Source organism: Streptomyces boninensis (genome assembly GCF_048572725.1).
Taxonomy (GTDB): domain Bacteria; phylum Actinomycetota; class Actinomycetes; order Streptomycetales; family Streptomycetaceae; genus Streptomyces; species Streptomyces boninensis.
Window position 1 is genome coordinate 4,175,572 of the sequence record NZ_CP183837.1, and the last position, 13,451, is coordinate 4,189,022.

Consider the following 13,451-nt stretch of genomic DNA (forward strand, 5'->3'; position numbering starts at 1 on the left):
TCAGCTCCCGTATGTGAAGCCCGCGGACCACAGCAGGATGCCGATGCCGATGCCGCCGACGAGGCCGACGATGGCGACGACCAGGGCGGGCGTGCTCAGCGGGCGGTTCTGCACCTTGGCGATGATGGCGCAGACGAGTGCGGCGCCGCCGAAGAGGGGCGGGCAGAAGAAGAGCGAGATGCAGCCGAGCACGATGGCGATGACGCTCAGCGTCTTGGAGTCGTTGTGCGGCTGCATCGGCGGGCCCGGCGGACCGGCCATGGGCTGCGGCCCACCGTACGGGCTCTGCTGCCCGCCGCCGTACGGGCTGCTCTGCGGCCCGGGGTACTGCGGCAGCCCCTGCGGGCCCGGCTGGGCTGGTGGGGGCTGCTTGGCGTACGGGTTCGTTCCGCTGTAGGGGTCCTGCGGCTGGTTCTCGCGGTTGTCCGGCGGCTCCGACACGGTGCCCTCCCCGGGGCTCGGCACGGGACTTGTCCCGATTGCCACCGTACGGGCAGCTACCTGCGGCGACCAGACGGCGGGGGAAGGCAGCCTCGGATCGGCGCATCGGCTCAGAGGAACCGCGCGTACGAATCGAGCGCGCGCAGCACCTCGTCCCGCCCGCCGGAGGGCAGCTGGGCGACGACCTCCTCCACGCCGAGCCCGGCGAAGTGCTCCAGCTTGCCGGGGGTGGGGCGGGTGGCGTACGGGACCGTCTCCAGGGCCGCCGGGTCGCGGCCCGCGTCCGCCCACACCCGGCGCAGCTCCGGCAGCGCCGCGGCGAGGCCGCGGCCGCCGATCGGCATCCAGCCGTCGCCGTACTCGGCGATGTGCGCGAACAGCTTCGGCCCCGCGGCGCCGCCCAGCAGGGTGCGCGGCCCGCGCTCGCCACGCCGCGGCTTCGGGTGGGCGTGACTGGGCTGCACGGAGGCGTACTTCCCCTCGTACGCCGTCGGCTCCGGCGCCCACAGCGCGCGCATCGCCGCCATCCGGTCGCGGCCGAGCTCGCGCCGGGTGGCCCACTCGACGCCGTGGTCGGCGGCCTCCTCGCGGTTCCAGCCGAAGCCGAGGCCGAGGGTGAAGCGGCCGCCGGAGAGGTGGTCGAGGGTGGCGGCCTGCTTCGCGAGATCGATGGGGTCGTGCTGGGCGATGAGCGTGATGCCGGTGGCGACGTGCAGCCGCTCGGTGACGGCGGCGGCCTGCCCGAGCGCGATGAAGGGGTCGAGGGTGCGCCCGTATTCGCGCGGCAGCGGCTCGCCCATGGGGGCGGGGGTCGCGCGGCTGACGGGGATGTGGGTGTGCTCGGGGAGGTACAGCCCGTAGAACCCGCGCTGCTCGAGCTCGCGGGCGAGCTGGGCGGGGCCGACGGTCTCGTCGGTGAGGAAGATGGTGACCGAGATGCGCATGGCGCACATGGTCGCGCCGGGTGCCGAAAACAGCCAGAGCGACGTGCCCCGTTCCACCGGGAGTCACTTCGGCGTACAACCGTTGCGCTAGTCCAAACACCACACAGCCACTTACACCCCAGGGGGACTCGTGCAACGACGTGACGTACTCAAGCTCTCGGCGGCCGGGGCGGTCGCGGCTACGCTCGCTCCCGTGAGCTTCGCGCAGGCCGCCGAGGGGCGGGACGAGACCCGCAAGGTCACCGGGAAGCTGGAGCCCGGGGTCGCGGACTTCGTCTATCTGCCCGTTGAGGTGCCGGCCGGCGTCCGGGAGATCGCGGTCTCCTATACCTACGACAAGCCCACGGTCCCGGCCGGGACGCAGGGCAACGCGCTCGACATCGGCATCTTCGACGAGCGCGGGACCGAGCTTGGCGGGAGGGGCTTCAGGGGCTGGTCGGGCGGGTTCAGGACCGAGTTCGCGATCAGCACGGAGGAGGCCACGCCCGCCTATCTAGCGGGGCCGGTGCGGGCCGGGACCTGGCATGTCGTGCTCGGCCCGTACACGGTCGCGCCGCAGGGGCTGAACTACGAGGTCACCATCACCCTGCGCACGGGCGAGCAGGGCACGACCCCGAAGCCGAAGTTCCCGCCCGAGCGGGCGAAGGGGCGCGGCCGCGCCTGGTACCGCGGCGACTGCCACCTGCACACCGTCCACTCCGACGGCAAGCGCACGCCGGCGGAGGCGGCTGCGGCAGCACGCGCCGCGAAGCTGGACTTCATCACGACGACCGAGCACAACACGACGTCGGGGCATGCTGCGTGGGATGGGCTGTGGGGCGACGATCTGCTGATCCTGTGCGGTGAGGAGATCACGACGCGCAACGGCCACTACCTGGCGCTCGGCACCGACCCCGGGACCTTCGTGGACTGGCGCTACCGGGCCCTGGACGACGCGTACGAGCGCTATGTCCGCCGCATCCACCGGGCAGGCGGCCTGGTGGTCCCTGCCCACCCCAACTGCCCCTTCGTCGGCTGCCAGTGGAAGTTCGGCTACGAGGGCGCGGACGCGATCGAGGTCTGGAACGGCCCGTGGACGGCGGACGACGAGCTGGCGGTGGCGGCCTGGGACAACCTCCTGGTCGCCGACGACGACTGGATCCCGGCGATGGGCAACAGCGACGCCCACCGCGAGCCGCAGGTCGTCGGTCTGCCGCAGACGGTCGTGCACGCGGACGACCTGTCGCGGCAGGCGCTGCTGGCGGGTATCAAGGCGGGCCGGAGCTGGCTGGCGGAATCGGCGGGGGTGGGGCTGGAGTTCGGCGCGTACGGGCCGAAGGGCGAGCAGGCAGGCATCGGCGGCAGGCTGCGGGTGGCGGAGGACGCGACCGTCACCGTCCGCCTGAAGCTGACCGGCGGCCCGGAGCGCGCCCAGGTCCGCTTCATGACGGACGAGGGGCAGTTGTACGCGACAGAGCTGGCGGAGGGCGCGGGGACGGCGGAGTGGCGTACGACGCCGTCCTACTCCGGCTACGTCCGCGCCGAGGTGCGCAAACAGCCCGCGGACGGCGGGGCGTCGGGCCTGCCCGGCGCGATGGTGGCGATGACGAATCCGGTGTGGCTGCGCGGTCGCCGCTGAGCGGCGAGGCGCACGCGACGAAGCCCGACCGCGACGGCTCCCCCTCTGTGCCGTCGTGGTCGGGCTTTGTCTTCCCCCGCCGAGAAGGTCTGTGGTGGGTCAGGGCGTGAAGCGGCCGGTCGGCTTGACCGTGCCTTCGCCCTTGGCGGGCTTCTTCTCGGCCTTGCCCTCTTCGGGTGCGGTCTCTTCCTCGCCGCCCTCGGGTGCTACGGGCGTGAAGCGGCCGTCCGGCTTTTCGGTGCCGTCGTCCTTGGGCGTAGGACTGGTCATGGTGTGAACTCCTTTTGAGCGGGACTACGTCATGGAGTTGGTGGGCTTTGGGGCCTGCCCGGCAGCTCCCCCGAGTACTGCCGGACAGGCGTATCAGGGCCGCTCACCATACTGCTGAGTGAGCCCTGGCGACCCGGCGGCCCCCCGCTGCGCAGGTCGCTGAAGTAGAGCTTGGCGGGCGGCGATAAACGTTCGATGAACGGTTCGTTGGCAGTCTGCTGCAGTCCTCGGCAGCCCTCAGGCGGCCACCGCCGTGCTGAGCAGACCGCGCAGCTCTGCCGCCTCCGGGGCCTCCAGCTCCTCGAAGATGGCCAGCGCCTCGGTCCAGCAGGCGCGGGCCCGTACATGCTGCCCGAGCGCTTCCAGGGCCTTGCCCAGCACGCTCAGCGTGGTCGCCCGCCGCTGTGGCCCGCCGAGGTCGCGGAGCCGGGCGAGGGCCTGCTCCGCGTGCGCGGCGGACTGCGCCGGGCGGCGGGCGTCCAGATGGAGTTCGGCGAGCCGGAAGAGCGTCATGCCCTCCCAGAACTGCTGCCGGTTCTCCTCGAAGATCCGCAGGGCCTGGCGGTACTCGGACTCGGCGTCGTCCAGCCGGCCCTGCGCCGCGAGCGCGATGCCGAGCGTGTAGCGCGCATTGGCCTGGCGCACCGCGGCGCCCTGGCGCAGCAGGATGGCGAGCGACTGCTCGGCCAGCTGCACGCCGGAGGCGGTACGGCCGGTGTTGACGTGCACCCGGGAGAGGTTGCAGAGCGCGCTTGCCTCGCTCGCCTCGTCCGGGTCCCGGCCGCCCCGGAAGGCCTCCAGAGCCAGGTTGAGGTACGCCTCCGCGTCGTCCGGGCGGTTCTGCAGGGTGGCGATGATGGCCCGGTCGTTGAGCACGTGGCTGCACACCACGATGTCGTCCGCGGCCTGCCCCAGCAGATACGCGTGCTGCGCCTCCGCGTCCGCCTCGGTGAGCCGCCCGGCCATGCTGAGTTCCGCCGAGATGTTCAGCCGCGCCCGGCCTTCGGCCAGGGGGTCGTTCGCAGCCTGCGCGGCGTCCCGTACGAGCCGCGAGGCCTGTGCGTACTGCAGCGCGAAGACGCCGGACTCGGCCAGGTCCTCCTGGTTCACCAGCAGCAGGTCGGCCGCCCGCTGCAGGGTGTCGCCGACGGCCTGCTGCCGTACGGTCGCGAGCATGCAGCCCGCCTCCGCGAACAGCCAGTCGTTCGCCGCCGCTTGCGAGGCGAAGTCGAGGCCCGGCTGCTTGGTCGGGGCCAGGTGCCGCGGCAGCCGCTCGCCGGGCCGCCGCAGCTCATAAACCCGAGCCGCCGTCGCCAGATAAAAGTCCAGCAGCCGCGACAGCGCCGCCCCGCACTCCTCCGGCGGGTACTCGTCCCGCTCCGCGCACGCCCGTGCGTACAGCCGCACCAGGTCGTGGAAGCGATAGCGGCCCGGCGCCGCCGACTCCAGGAGGGAGGCGTCCACCAGGGACTCCAGCAGGTCTTCTGTCTCCTCGTCCGTGCGGTCGAGCATCGCGGCGGCGGCCGCGAGGGAGATGTCCGGGCCGTCGGCCAGGCCCAGCAGCCGGAAGGCGCGGGCCTGTGGTGGGGTCAGCTGGCCGTAGCCGAGTTCGAAGGTGGCCTTGACCGCCTGGTCGCCGGCCTGGAGTTCGTCCAGGCGGCGGCGTTCGTCCGAGAGCTTCGAGGCCAGCACTGAGACCGTCCACGTGCGGCGCGCGGCCAGCCTGGATGCCGCGATACGGATCGCCAGGGGCAGGAAGCCGCAGGCGGCGACCACGTCCATCGACGCTTCGCGCTCGGCCCGTACCCGCTCCTCGCCGACGATCTTTGTGAACAGCGACAGCGCCTCGTCCGGGGCCATCACGTCCAGGTCGACCAGGTGCGCGCCGGGGAGGTCGACCATCCGGTGCCGGCTGGTGATCAGCGCCGCGCAGCCCTCCGCGCCCGGGAGCAGCGGGCGGATCTGTGCCGCGTCTCGGGCGTTGTCGAGCAGGGCGAGGATCCGGCGGCCCGACAGCAGCGAGCGGTACAGCGCCGACCGCTCCTCCACGCCGCTCGGGATGTCCGAGTCCTTGGTGCCCAGCGCGCGCAGGAAGGATCCCAGCACCGCCTCCGGCTCGGCGGGCGTGCCCGAGCCCTGCAGGTCCACGTACAGCTGGCCGTCCGGGAAGAGCTCGCGCGCCGCGTGCGCCACGTGCACCGCGAGCGTCGTCTTTCCGACGCCGCCGATGCCGGCGACCGCCGATACCGCCATGACGTTGCCGTCAGCCGTGGCCAGCAGCTCGCCGAGCTCCTTGACGAAATCCGCGCGGCCGGTGAAGTCCGGGACACGCGCAGGGAGTTGAGCGGGCCGGACCGCAGGGACCTCCGCCGCCTCGTCGCCCGGGGCGTGCGGCGCCGACAGTCCCTCATCCGCCCGCAGGATCCGCTCCTGCAGCTCCGACAGCTCCGCCCGCGGGTCCACCCCGAGCTCATCCGCCAGCAGCCGCCGCGTATCCGCGTACACGGCGAGCGCCTCGGCCTGCCGGCCGCTGCGGTACAGCGCCAGCATCAGCAGCTCGCGCAGCCGCTCGCGGAGCGGGTGGGCGGCGGTCAGGGCGGTGAGTTCGGAGACCGCGTCGGCGTGGTGGCCGGAGTCGAGATCCACCTGGAGGCGGGCCTCCTGGAGGGAGAGGTGCCACTCCTCCAGGCGGGTGCGCTCCAGGTCCGCGTACGGGCCCGGCAGGCCGGCCAGCGGCTCGCCGTCCCAGGCGGCGAGCGCCTCGCCGTACAGGTCGCGGGCGTCCGCCAGATCGCCGACGGCGACCGCGTCCTCTGCCGCCGCCGCCCGGTCGGCGGCGCGGTCGGCGTCCAGGTGGGCGACCGCGCGCATCGCATAGCCGCCCGCCTCGCTGACCAGCGCCTCCGCGCCCAGCACCTTGCGCAGCCGGGAGGCGTACGTGCGCAGCGCGGCGAGCGCGCGCGGTGGTGGCTCCTCGCCCCACAGGGCGTCCACCAGTTCCTGTGCGGTCGCCGTGCGGCCGCCGCGAAGCAGCAGCGCGGCGAGCATGGCGCGTTGCTGGGGCGAGCCGATTGCCAGCGGCTCCGGTCCCCGCCACGCGCGGACCGGCCCGAGCACCGCGAACCGCAGCTCTCCCGCTGCCAACTGCTCGGCTGCCGCCGCCGTCCCCCGAAGCGCGTCCTCGCTCATGGCCGTCCCCCTCCCCGTGGTCATATGCACATCATCCCCGGCCAAGTCTGCCTTGCGCCAGCGGGATCCGACAGCTGCGGATACGGACGTTCCGATACCGAAACCGGCCGTAGCCTCCCCGTGGATCCGCCCGGTACACGTAGCTGACGGACCGTCAGATCGGCGCTACGGTGGTCGCCATGGAGACTCCAGCACAGAACGCCATTCCCCGGATCATCTCCGTGGACGACCACACCGTCGAACCCCCGAACGTCTGGCAGGACCGCCTCCCGGCCAAATACGCCGAGGTCGGCCCCCGTATCGTGCGCGCCCCGCTGAAGGAGATGACCTTCCTCGGCGGCAAGTTCGCGCCGAAGATGGGGCAGCCGGGCGATGACGGCCCGATCGGCGACTGGTGGGTGTACGAGGACCTGCACCGCCCGCTGACCCGCCTCGACACCGCCGTCGGCTACGACAGGGACGAGATCAAGCTCGAGGTCATCACGTACGAGCAGATGCGGCCCGGCTCCTTCTCGATCAAGGAGCGCCTGGCGGACATGGACGTCAACCACGTCCAGTCCGCCCTCTGCTTCCCCACCTTCCCGCGCTTCTGCGGGCAGACCTTCACCGAGGCCAAGGACCACGAGCTCGGGCTGCTCTGCGTCAAGGCGTACAACGACTGGATGGTGGAGGAGTGGTGCGGCCAGGACGCGCAGGGGCGGCTGATACCGCTGCCGATCATCCCGCTCTGGGATCCTGAACTGGCCGCTCAGGAAGTCCGCCGCAACGCCGCGCGCGGCGTGCGCGCCGTGTGCTTCTCCGAGATCCCGCCCTTCCTCGGGCTGCCGTCGATCCACTCCGACGACTGGGACCCCTTCCTGCGCGCCTGCGAGGAGACGCGGACCGTCATCGCCATGCACATCGGGTCGTCGTCCAAGATGCCGTCGACCTCGGCGGACGCCCCGCCCGCGGTCGGCTCCACCATCACCTTCGCCAACTGCTGCTACTCCATGGTCGACTGGCTGATGAGCGGCAAGCTGGAGCGCTTCCCGGACCTGAAGATCATGTACGCGGAGGGGCAGATCGGCTGGATCCCGTACATCCTGGAGCGCGCCGACGTCGTCTGGGAGGAGAACCGGGGCTGGGGCGGCGTCGCCGACAAGGTGACGGTGCCGCCTTCCGAGACCTTCAAGAACCGGATCTTCGGGTGCTTCTTCGACGACGCCTTCGGCCTGAAGAACCTGGACTCGATCGGCGTCGCGAATGTCCTTTACGAGACGGACTACCCGCACTCCGACTCCACCTGGCCCAAGTCCCGCGAGGTGGCGGAGGCGCAGATGGGGCACCTGGCGCCGGACGTCATCGAGCGGATCGTGCGCGGCAATGCGATCGATCTGCTGGGGCTGACGGCGGAGGGATTGTGGGCGGGTTCTAAGCAGTAGGTACGGCCCGCACCCACACCCCGTCGTCCGTCAGGTAGCGGTCCACGGCCAGTCCGGCCGCGGCCAGGTGCGCCTCGAAGGCCTCCCTGGTGAGCGGGCGGTTGACGAACTCGTGCGCCCAGGTCGCATCCGGCCACTCGTACTCGATCCGCACCCGCCGCCGCCCGTCCGCCGTCAGCTCCGCCGACACCATCCGCGTGACGCAGCCGTTCACCTCGTCGTGGCGCTCGCTCGGCAGCGGCCGGTCGTACCAGTCGAGGCCCTCGCGCTCGATGAGCACGCAGCCGTCCGCGCGGACGTGCCGGCGGCAGGCGGCGAGGAGGGCCGTGCGCTGCCGGTCGTCGGCCGTGTGCACCAGGAAGGAGGCGAGCATCACCGCGTCGAAGCGCTCGTCCAGGGCGAGGTCCTCGGCGGCGGCGTGCACCGTGCGCGCGGCGGGGGCGCGGGTGCGTACGCGCTCCAGCATCTCGGCGGACTCGTCGACGGCGGTGATGCGGAAGCCGCGCTCGGCGAGCGGCTGGGTGACCCGGCCCGCGCCGCAGCCGAGTTCGAGGAGGGTGGCGCCGGGCTGGAGCGCGGCGGTGACGACGTCCGGTTCGCGGCCTGCCTTGAGCCGCTCGTAGACGTCGACCGCGCAGCCGTCCGGGGTCATGGCGCCGGGGCCGGTGCCGCGGTGTCCTGCGTGTCTGCCCGTGGGAGTTGTCATGCCCAGAAGACGTGCGGCGGCCCAAGCGGAGTTCCGCGGCGGTCTTGAGCCGGTCGGCCGTACGCCTCTTGTCTGATGGACCGTCAGATAGGACGATGCCCCCGCACGCCGCGCCTAGGACATCGCTCGGACCAGCCGGAGGATCACCCGTGCGCATACTCCCCGAGGGCCGCTTGTCGTACGGCATGCAGCTGCCCATCCAGTCACAGTCGACCATCTACGCCGAGCCCTGGGAGGCCTCCGCCACCGTCGAGGACCTCGCCGAGGTGGTGCGCACCGCGGACCGCGCCGGCTTCGCGTACGTCGCGAGCTGCGACCACGTCGCCATCCCGGAGCGCCTCGCCGGCGCGATGTCGACCATCTGGTACGACCCCGTGGCCACGCTCTCGTACCTCGCGGCCATCACCGAGCGGGTCCGGCTGCTGACCCACGTGTCGGTGCCGGGGCTGCGGCATCCACTGCTGAGCGCGAAGCAGTACGCCACCCTCGACCATCTCTCCGGCGGGCGGCTGATCCTGGGGGTGGGGGCCGGGCACGTACAGGAGGAGTTCGAGGCGCTGGGCGTCGACTTCGAGCGGCGCGGGGCGGTACTCGACGAGACCATGGACGCGCTGAAGGCGGCGCTCGGGCCGGACGAATTCCCCGCGCACAGCGGCGAGCGCTTCTCCTTCTCCGGGCTCGGGCAGCGGCCCCGCCCGGCGCAGACGCCCCGGCCGCCCCTCTGGGTGGGCGGCTCATCCCCGGCGGCCACCCGCCGCGCGGCCGTGCGCGGCGACGGCTGGCTGCCGCAGGGCGACCCGCGCGACAAGCTCCCGGCCCAGATCGCCCGCATCGAGCGGCTGCGCGCCGAGGCCGGGGTGACGGAGCCGATCGAGATCGGCGCGATCACCGAGGCGCTGTACGTGGGCGAGCCGGGCTGGGACACCGGCCACCGCACCCGCACCGGCAAGCCGGAGGCGATCGCCGAGTCGCTGCGCGAGTTCAGGGCCATCGGCGTGCACCAGATCCAGATCCGCTTCCGCTGCCGCAGCCGCAGCGAACTGACCGACCAGATGGCGGCCTTCGCCGCCGACGTAGCGCCGCATCTCTAGGAGGGCTTTCAGCATGGGCAAGCTCGATGGACGGGTCGTCCTCATCACCGGTGCCGCCCGCGGCCAGGGCGAGCAGGAGGCGCGGCTCTTCGCGGAGGAGGGTGCGCGGGTCGTCCTGGGGGACGTGCTCGACGCGGAGGGGCAGGCGGTGGCCAAGGAGCTCGGGGCGGACCGGGCCCGCTACGTCCACCTGGACGTGAGCAAGGAAGACGCGTGGGTCGCGGCCGTCGCCGCCGCCACCGACGCCTTCGGCAAGCTCGACGGCCTGGTCAACAACGCGGGCATCCTGCGCTTCAACGCGCTGGTGAACACGCCGCTGGAGGAGTACCAGCAGGTGGTCGCGGTCAATCAGGTCGGCGTCTTCCTCGGCATGAAGCACGCCGCCCCCGCCATCGCCGCGACCGGCCGCGGCACGATCGTCAACACCGCCTCGTACGCGGGCCTCGCCGGCATGGCTGGGCTCACCTCGTACGCCGCCACCAAGGCCGCGATCCTCGGCATGACCCGGGTCGCCGCGATGGAGCTGGCGCGCAAGCAGATCCGGGTGAATGCCATCTGCCCCGGGGCGGTGGACACCCCCATGTCCAACCCGGACCAGGCCGAAGGCCTCGACGAGTTCTACGCCAAGGCCGTGCCGCTCGGCCGGGTCGGGCAGCCGGAGGAGGTGGCCAGGATGGCGCTCTTCCTCTCCTCGGACGACTCGGCGTACGTCACCGGGCAGCCCTTCGTCATCGACGGCGGCTGGCTGGCCGGGATCAGCCTGGACTGACGGCCCATCAGGTCTTGACCGTGTCGCGGCACGGTGCGAGAGTCAGAACGAATCTGACGGAGCGTCAGAAACGCTCCGGAGAACCTCGGAGAGGGAGTGAGCAGCCGTGGAATTCGGGCTCTTCGTGCAGGGATACGTGCCCGCCAAGCGCGCCAAGGCCGACCCGGAGGCCGAGCACCACGCGCTGATGGAGGAGACGGAGTACGTCATCCAGGCGGACAAGTCGGGCTTCAAGTACGCCTGGGCCTCCGAGCATCACTTCCTGGAGGAGTACTCGCACCTGTCGGCCAACGACGTCTTCCTGGGCTACCTGGCACACGCCACCGAGCGCATCCACCTGGGCTCCGGGATCTTCAACCCCCTCGCCCCCGTCAACCACCCGGTGAAGGTGGCCGAGAAGGTCGCCATGCTCGACCACCTCTCCGAGGGCCGCTTCGAGTTCGGCAGCGGGCGCGGGGCCGGCAGCCACGAAATCCTCGGCTTCTTCCCCGGCATCACGGACATGAACCACACCAAGGAACACTGGGAAGAGACGATCGCCGAGTTCCCCAAGATGTGGCTGCAGGACGAGTACGAGGGCTTCAAGGGCAAGCACTGGTCGCTGCCGCCGCGCAAGGTGCTGCCGAAGCCGTACGGCGGCTCGCACCCCGGCATGTGGTACGCGGCCGGGTCCCCGCCCTCGTACGCGATGGCGGCCAAGAAGGGCCTCGGCGTGCTGGGCTTCAGCGTGCAGAAGGTCTCCGACATGGAGTGGGTGCTGGAGTCGTACAAGGGCGCCATCAAGGACGCCGAGCCGGTCGGCGACTTCGTCAACGACAACGTCATGGTGACGTCCACCGCGATCTGCGCGGAGACGCACGAGAAGGCCGTGCAGATAGCCCTGAACGGCGGCCTGAACTACCTGCAGTCGCTGCTCTTCCGCTACCACGACACCTTCCCGCGCCCGGAGGGCATCCCCGAGTGGCCGGAGTTGATCCCGGAGTACACCGAGGAGCTGGTGGAGTACCTGATCGAGCAGGAGCTGATGATCTGCGGCGATCCGGACGAGGTGCTCAAGGCGTGCAAGCGGTGGGAGCAGGCGGGCGCGGACCAGCTGTCGTTCGGGCTGCCGATCGGCGTCCCGTACGAGGACACCATCAACACCATCAAGCTGGTCGGCGAGCACGTCATCCCCAAGATCGACACCGACCCGGTGCACCGGACCACCCGCTTCCGCCAGGCGGCGGGCCAGGGCTGAGGGAGCACAGGAGGAGGGAGTCAGCAATATGCTCGACCAGCTCATCAAGGGAGCCACCGTCGTCGACGGGACCGGGGCGCAGGCCAGGGTCGCGGACGTCGGGATACGCGACGGGCGGATCGTCGCCATCGGGTCGGTCGACGAGCCGGCCCGGACCACCATCGAGGCCGGCGGCCAGGTCCTGGCCCCCGGCTTCGTCGACCCGCACACCCACTACGACGCCCAGCTGTTCTGGGACCCGTACGCGACCCCGTCCATGAACCACGGCGTGACGACGGTCGCGGGCGGCAACTGCGGCTTCACCCTGGCCCCGCTGAACCCCGCCCGCCCCGGCGACGCCGACTACACCCGCCGGATGATGTCCAGGGTCGAGGGCATGTCCCTCGTCGCGCTGGAGGAGGGCGCGCCCTGGAACTGGAACAGCTTCGGCGACTACCTCGACGCGCTGGAGGGCCGGATCGCGGTCAACGCGGGCTTCATGGCGGGGCACTGCGCGCTGCGCCGGCATGTCATGGGCCCGGACGCGGTCGGCGGCCAGCCGACGGAGCAGCAGATGGAGGAGATGCTCCGGCTCTTCCACGAGGCGATGGACGCGGGCGCGTGGGGCCTGTCGACCACGCAGTCGAGCAGCCACTCCGACGGCGACGGCAAGCCGGTCGCCTCCCGGCACGCCAAGCCGGCGGAGCTGATCGCGCTGTCGAAGGCCGTCTCCGAGCATGAGGGGACGCAGCTGGAGGCGATCGTGGCGGGCTGCCTCGACCAGTTCGCGGACGAGGAGATCGACCTCTTCGTGGAGATGACGGCGGCGGCGGGGCGGCCGCTGAACTGGAACGTCCTCACGATCGACGCGGCCGTCCCGGAACGGGTGCCGCGGCAGCTGGAGGCGAGTGAGCGGGCGCGCAAGGCGGGGGGCAGGATCGTCGCGCTGACGATGCCGATCCTGGTGCCGATGAACATGTCGCTGGGCACTTTCTGCGCCCTGAACCTGATCCCGGGCTGGGGGGACATCCTCGGCCTGCCGGTCCCGGAGCGAATCGCGAAGCTGCGCGACGCGTCCGTACGGGAGGAGATGCTGAAGCGCGCCAACAGCAAGGAGGCCGGGGTCTTCCGGCGGCTGGCCAACTTCGGCCGGTACGTCATCGGCGACACGTATTCGCAGGCGAACGAGGGCCTGCAGGGCCGGGTCGTCCGGGACATCGCCGAGGAGCGCGGGCAGGACGCCTTCGAAACGCTGGTGGAGATCTGCGCCAACGACGACCTGCGTACGGTCCTGTGGCCAATGCCCACCGACAACGACCCGGCAAGCTGGGATCTGCGCCGGGAGACCTGGCAGCACGAGGACGTCATGCTCGGCGGCTCCGACGCCGGCGCCCACCTGGACCGCATGTGCGGAGCGCCGTACACCACCCGCTTCCTGGGCGACTGCCTGCGGGGGCGGAAGCTGGTCTCGCTGGAACAGGCGGTGAAGATGCTGACGGACGACCCGGCCCAGCTCTTCGGCCTGCGGGAGCGCGGCCGTATCGCGGAGGGCTACCACGCGGACTTGGTCCTCTTCGACCCGAACCGCATAGACGCAGGCCAGGCAAAGCTGGTCCACGACCTCCCGGGCGACAGCCCGCGGCTGGACTCGGAGGCGGTCGGGATCACGGGGGTGTGGGTCAACGGGATCCGCACCATCAAGGACGACGAGGTCACCGGCGCGATCCCGGGCAAGGTGCTCAGGTCGGGGCGGGACACGCGGACGGTGCAGACCGCGCACTGACCG

Annotated in this window: 10 protein-coding genes and 1 pseudogene; 6 read left to right on the plus strand and 5 right to left on the minus strand. The window is 71.7% G+C overall.

Going from position 1 to position 13,451, the window contains the following annotated elements:
• The gene (locus tag ACNNMR_RS18860) at positions 1 to 441 is read right to left on the minus strand and encodes a hypothetical protein (protein ID WP_419995798.1); all 441 of its coding nucleotides are present in this window, start codon (positions 439 to 441) and stop codon (positions 1 to 3) included.
• A 110-nt stretch (positions 442 to 551) separates the two neighbouring features.
• Positions 552 to 1,385 (minus strand): TIGR03619 family F420-dependent LLM class oxidoreductase, encoded by an 834-nt coding sequence (locus tag ACNNMR_RS18865; protein ID WP_419995799.1) that lies wholly within the window; start codon positions 1,383 to 1,385, stop codon positions 552 to 554.
• Between the two features lie 130 nt (positions 1,386 to 1,515).
• Here ACNNMR_RS18865 and ACNNMR_RS18870 point away from each other — a divergent pair, with 130 nt between their 5' ends.
• Positions 1,516 to 3,003, plus strand: a complete 1,488-nt coding sequence (locus ACNNMR_RS18870) for a CehA/McbA family metallohydrolase (protein ID WP_419995800.1) — start codon at positions 1,516 to 1,518, stop codon at positions 3,001 to 3,003.
• Between the two features lie 99 nt (positions 3,004 to 3,102).
• Here ACNNMR_RS18870 and ACNNMR_RS18875 read toward each other — a convergent pair whose 3' ends face one another.
• Together ACNNMR_RS18875 and ACNNMR_RS18880 are read right to left on the minus strand one after the other, a co-directional pair.
• Complete coding sequence (locus tag ACNNMR_RS18875) at positions 3,103 to 3,273, minus strand: hypothetical protein (protein ID WP_419995801.1); 171 nt, start codon at positions 3,271 to 3,273, stop codon at positions 3,103 to 3,105.
• A gap of 237 nt (positions 3,274 to 3,510) precedes the next feature.
• Positions 3,511 to 6,462, minus strand: coding sequence for a BTAD domain-containing putative transcriptional regulator (locus tag ACNNMR_RS18880; RefSeq protein WP_419995802.1), 2,952 nt, complete (start codon positions 6,460 to 6,462; stop codon positions 3,511 to 3,513).
• Positions 6,463 to 6,641: 179 nt separating this feature from the next.
• Between ACNNMR_RS18880 and ACNNMR_RS18885 the strand changes: the two genes are divergently transcribed.
• A complete protein-coding gene (locus ACNNMR_RS18885; RefSeq protein ID WP_419995803.1) occupies positions 6,642 to 7,883 on the plus strand; it encodes an amidohydrolase family protein in 1,242 nt (413 codons plus the stop codon).
• Here the strand turns inward: ACNNMR_RS18885 and ACNNMR_RS18890 are convergent.
• Positions 7,873 to 8,589: a class I SAM-dependent methyltransferase gene (locus tag ACNNMR_RS18890; RefSeq protein WP_419995804.1), complete on the minus strand. Its 717-nt coding sequence runs from the start codon at positions 8,587 to 8,589 to the stop codon at positions 7,873 to 7,875. The genes ACNNMR_RS18885 and ACNNMR_RS18890 overlap by 11 nt on opposite strands.
• A gap of 149 nt (positions 8,590 to 8,738) precedes the next feature.
• Here ACNNMR_RS18890 and ACNNMR_RS18895 point away from each other — a divergent pair, with 149 nt between their 5' ends.
• The 4 genes and pseudogenes from ACNNMR_RS18895 to ACNNMR_RS18910 all read left to right on the plus strand — a co-directional run bounded on the left by ACNNMR_RS18895 (position 8,739) and on the right by ACNNMR_RS18910 (position 13,448).
• Positions 8,739 to 9,680: an LLM class F420-dependent oxidoreductase gene (locus ACNNMR_RS18895; RefSeq protein WP_419995805.1), complete on the plus strand. Its 942-nt coding sequence runs from the start codon at positions 8,739 to 8,741 to the stop codon at positions 9,678 to 9,680.
• A gap of 13 nt (positions 9,681 to 9,693) precedes the next feature.
• Entirely contained in the window at positions 9,694 to 10,449 is a 756-nt protein-coding gene (locus tag ACNNMR_RS18900; protein ID WP_419995806.1) for an SDR family NAD(P)-dependent oxidoreductase, read from the plus strand.
• A 136-nt stretch (positions 10,450 to 10,585) separates the two neighbouring features.
• A pseudogene (locus ACNNMR_RS18905) lies at positions 10,586 to 11,530 on the plus strand (LLM class flavin-dependent oxidoreductase); the annotation flags it as partial.
• Complete coding sequence (locus tag ACNNMR_RS18910) at positions 11,487 to 13,448, plus strand: N-acyl-D-amino-acid deacylase family protein (protein ID WP_420000407.1); 1,962 nt, start codon at positions 11,487 to 11,489, stop codon at positions 13,446 to 13,448. The pseudogene ACNNMR_RS18905 and the gene ACNNMR_RS18910, both read left to right, overlap by 44 nt.
• The last annotated feature ends 3 nt before the right edge of the window (positions 13,449 to 13,451 follow it).

Excerpts from the sequence above, each read along its gene's own strand:
- ACNNMR_RS18890 (WP_419995804.1), bottom strand. The coding sequence starts at position 8,589 with ATGACAACTCCCACGGGCAGACACGCAGGACACCGCGGCACCGGCCCC.
- ACNNMR_RS18875 (WP_419995801.1), bottom strand. The coding sequence starts at position 3,273 with ATGACCAGTCCTACGCCCAAGGACGACGGCACCGAAAAGCCGGACGGC.
- ACNNMR_RS18900 (WP_419995806.1), top strand. The coding sequence starts at position 9,694 with ATGGGCAAGCTCGATGGACGGGTCGTCCTCATCACCGGTGCCGCCCGC.
- ACNNMR_RS18865 (WP_419995799.1), bottom strand. The coding sequence starts at position 1,385 with ATGCGCATCTCGGTCACCATCTTCCTCACCGACGAGACCGTCGGCCCC.
- ACNNMR_RS18885 (WP_419995803.1), top strand. The coding sequence starts at position 6,642 with ATGGAGACTCCAGCACAGAACGCCATTCCCCGGATCATCTCCGTGGAC.
- ACNNMR_RS18880 (WP_419995802.1), bottom strand. The coding sequence starts at position 6,462 with ATGAGCGAGGACGCGCTTCGGGGGACGGCGGCGGCAGCCGAGCAGTTG.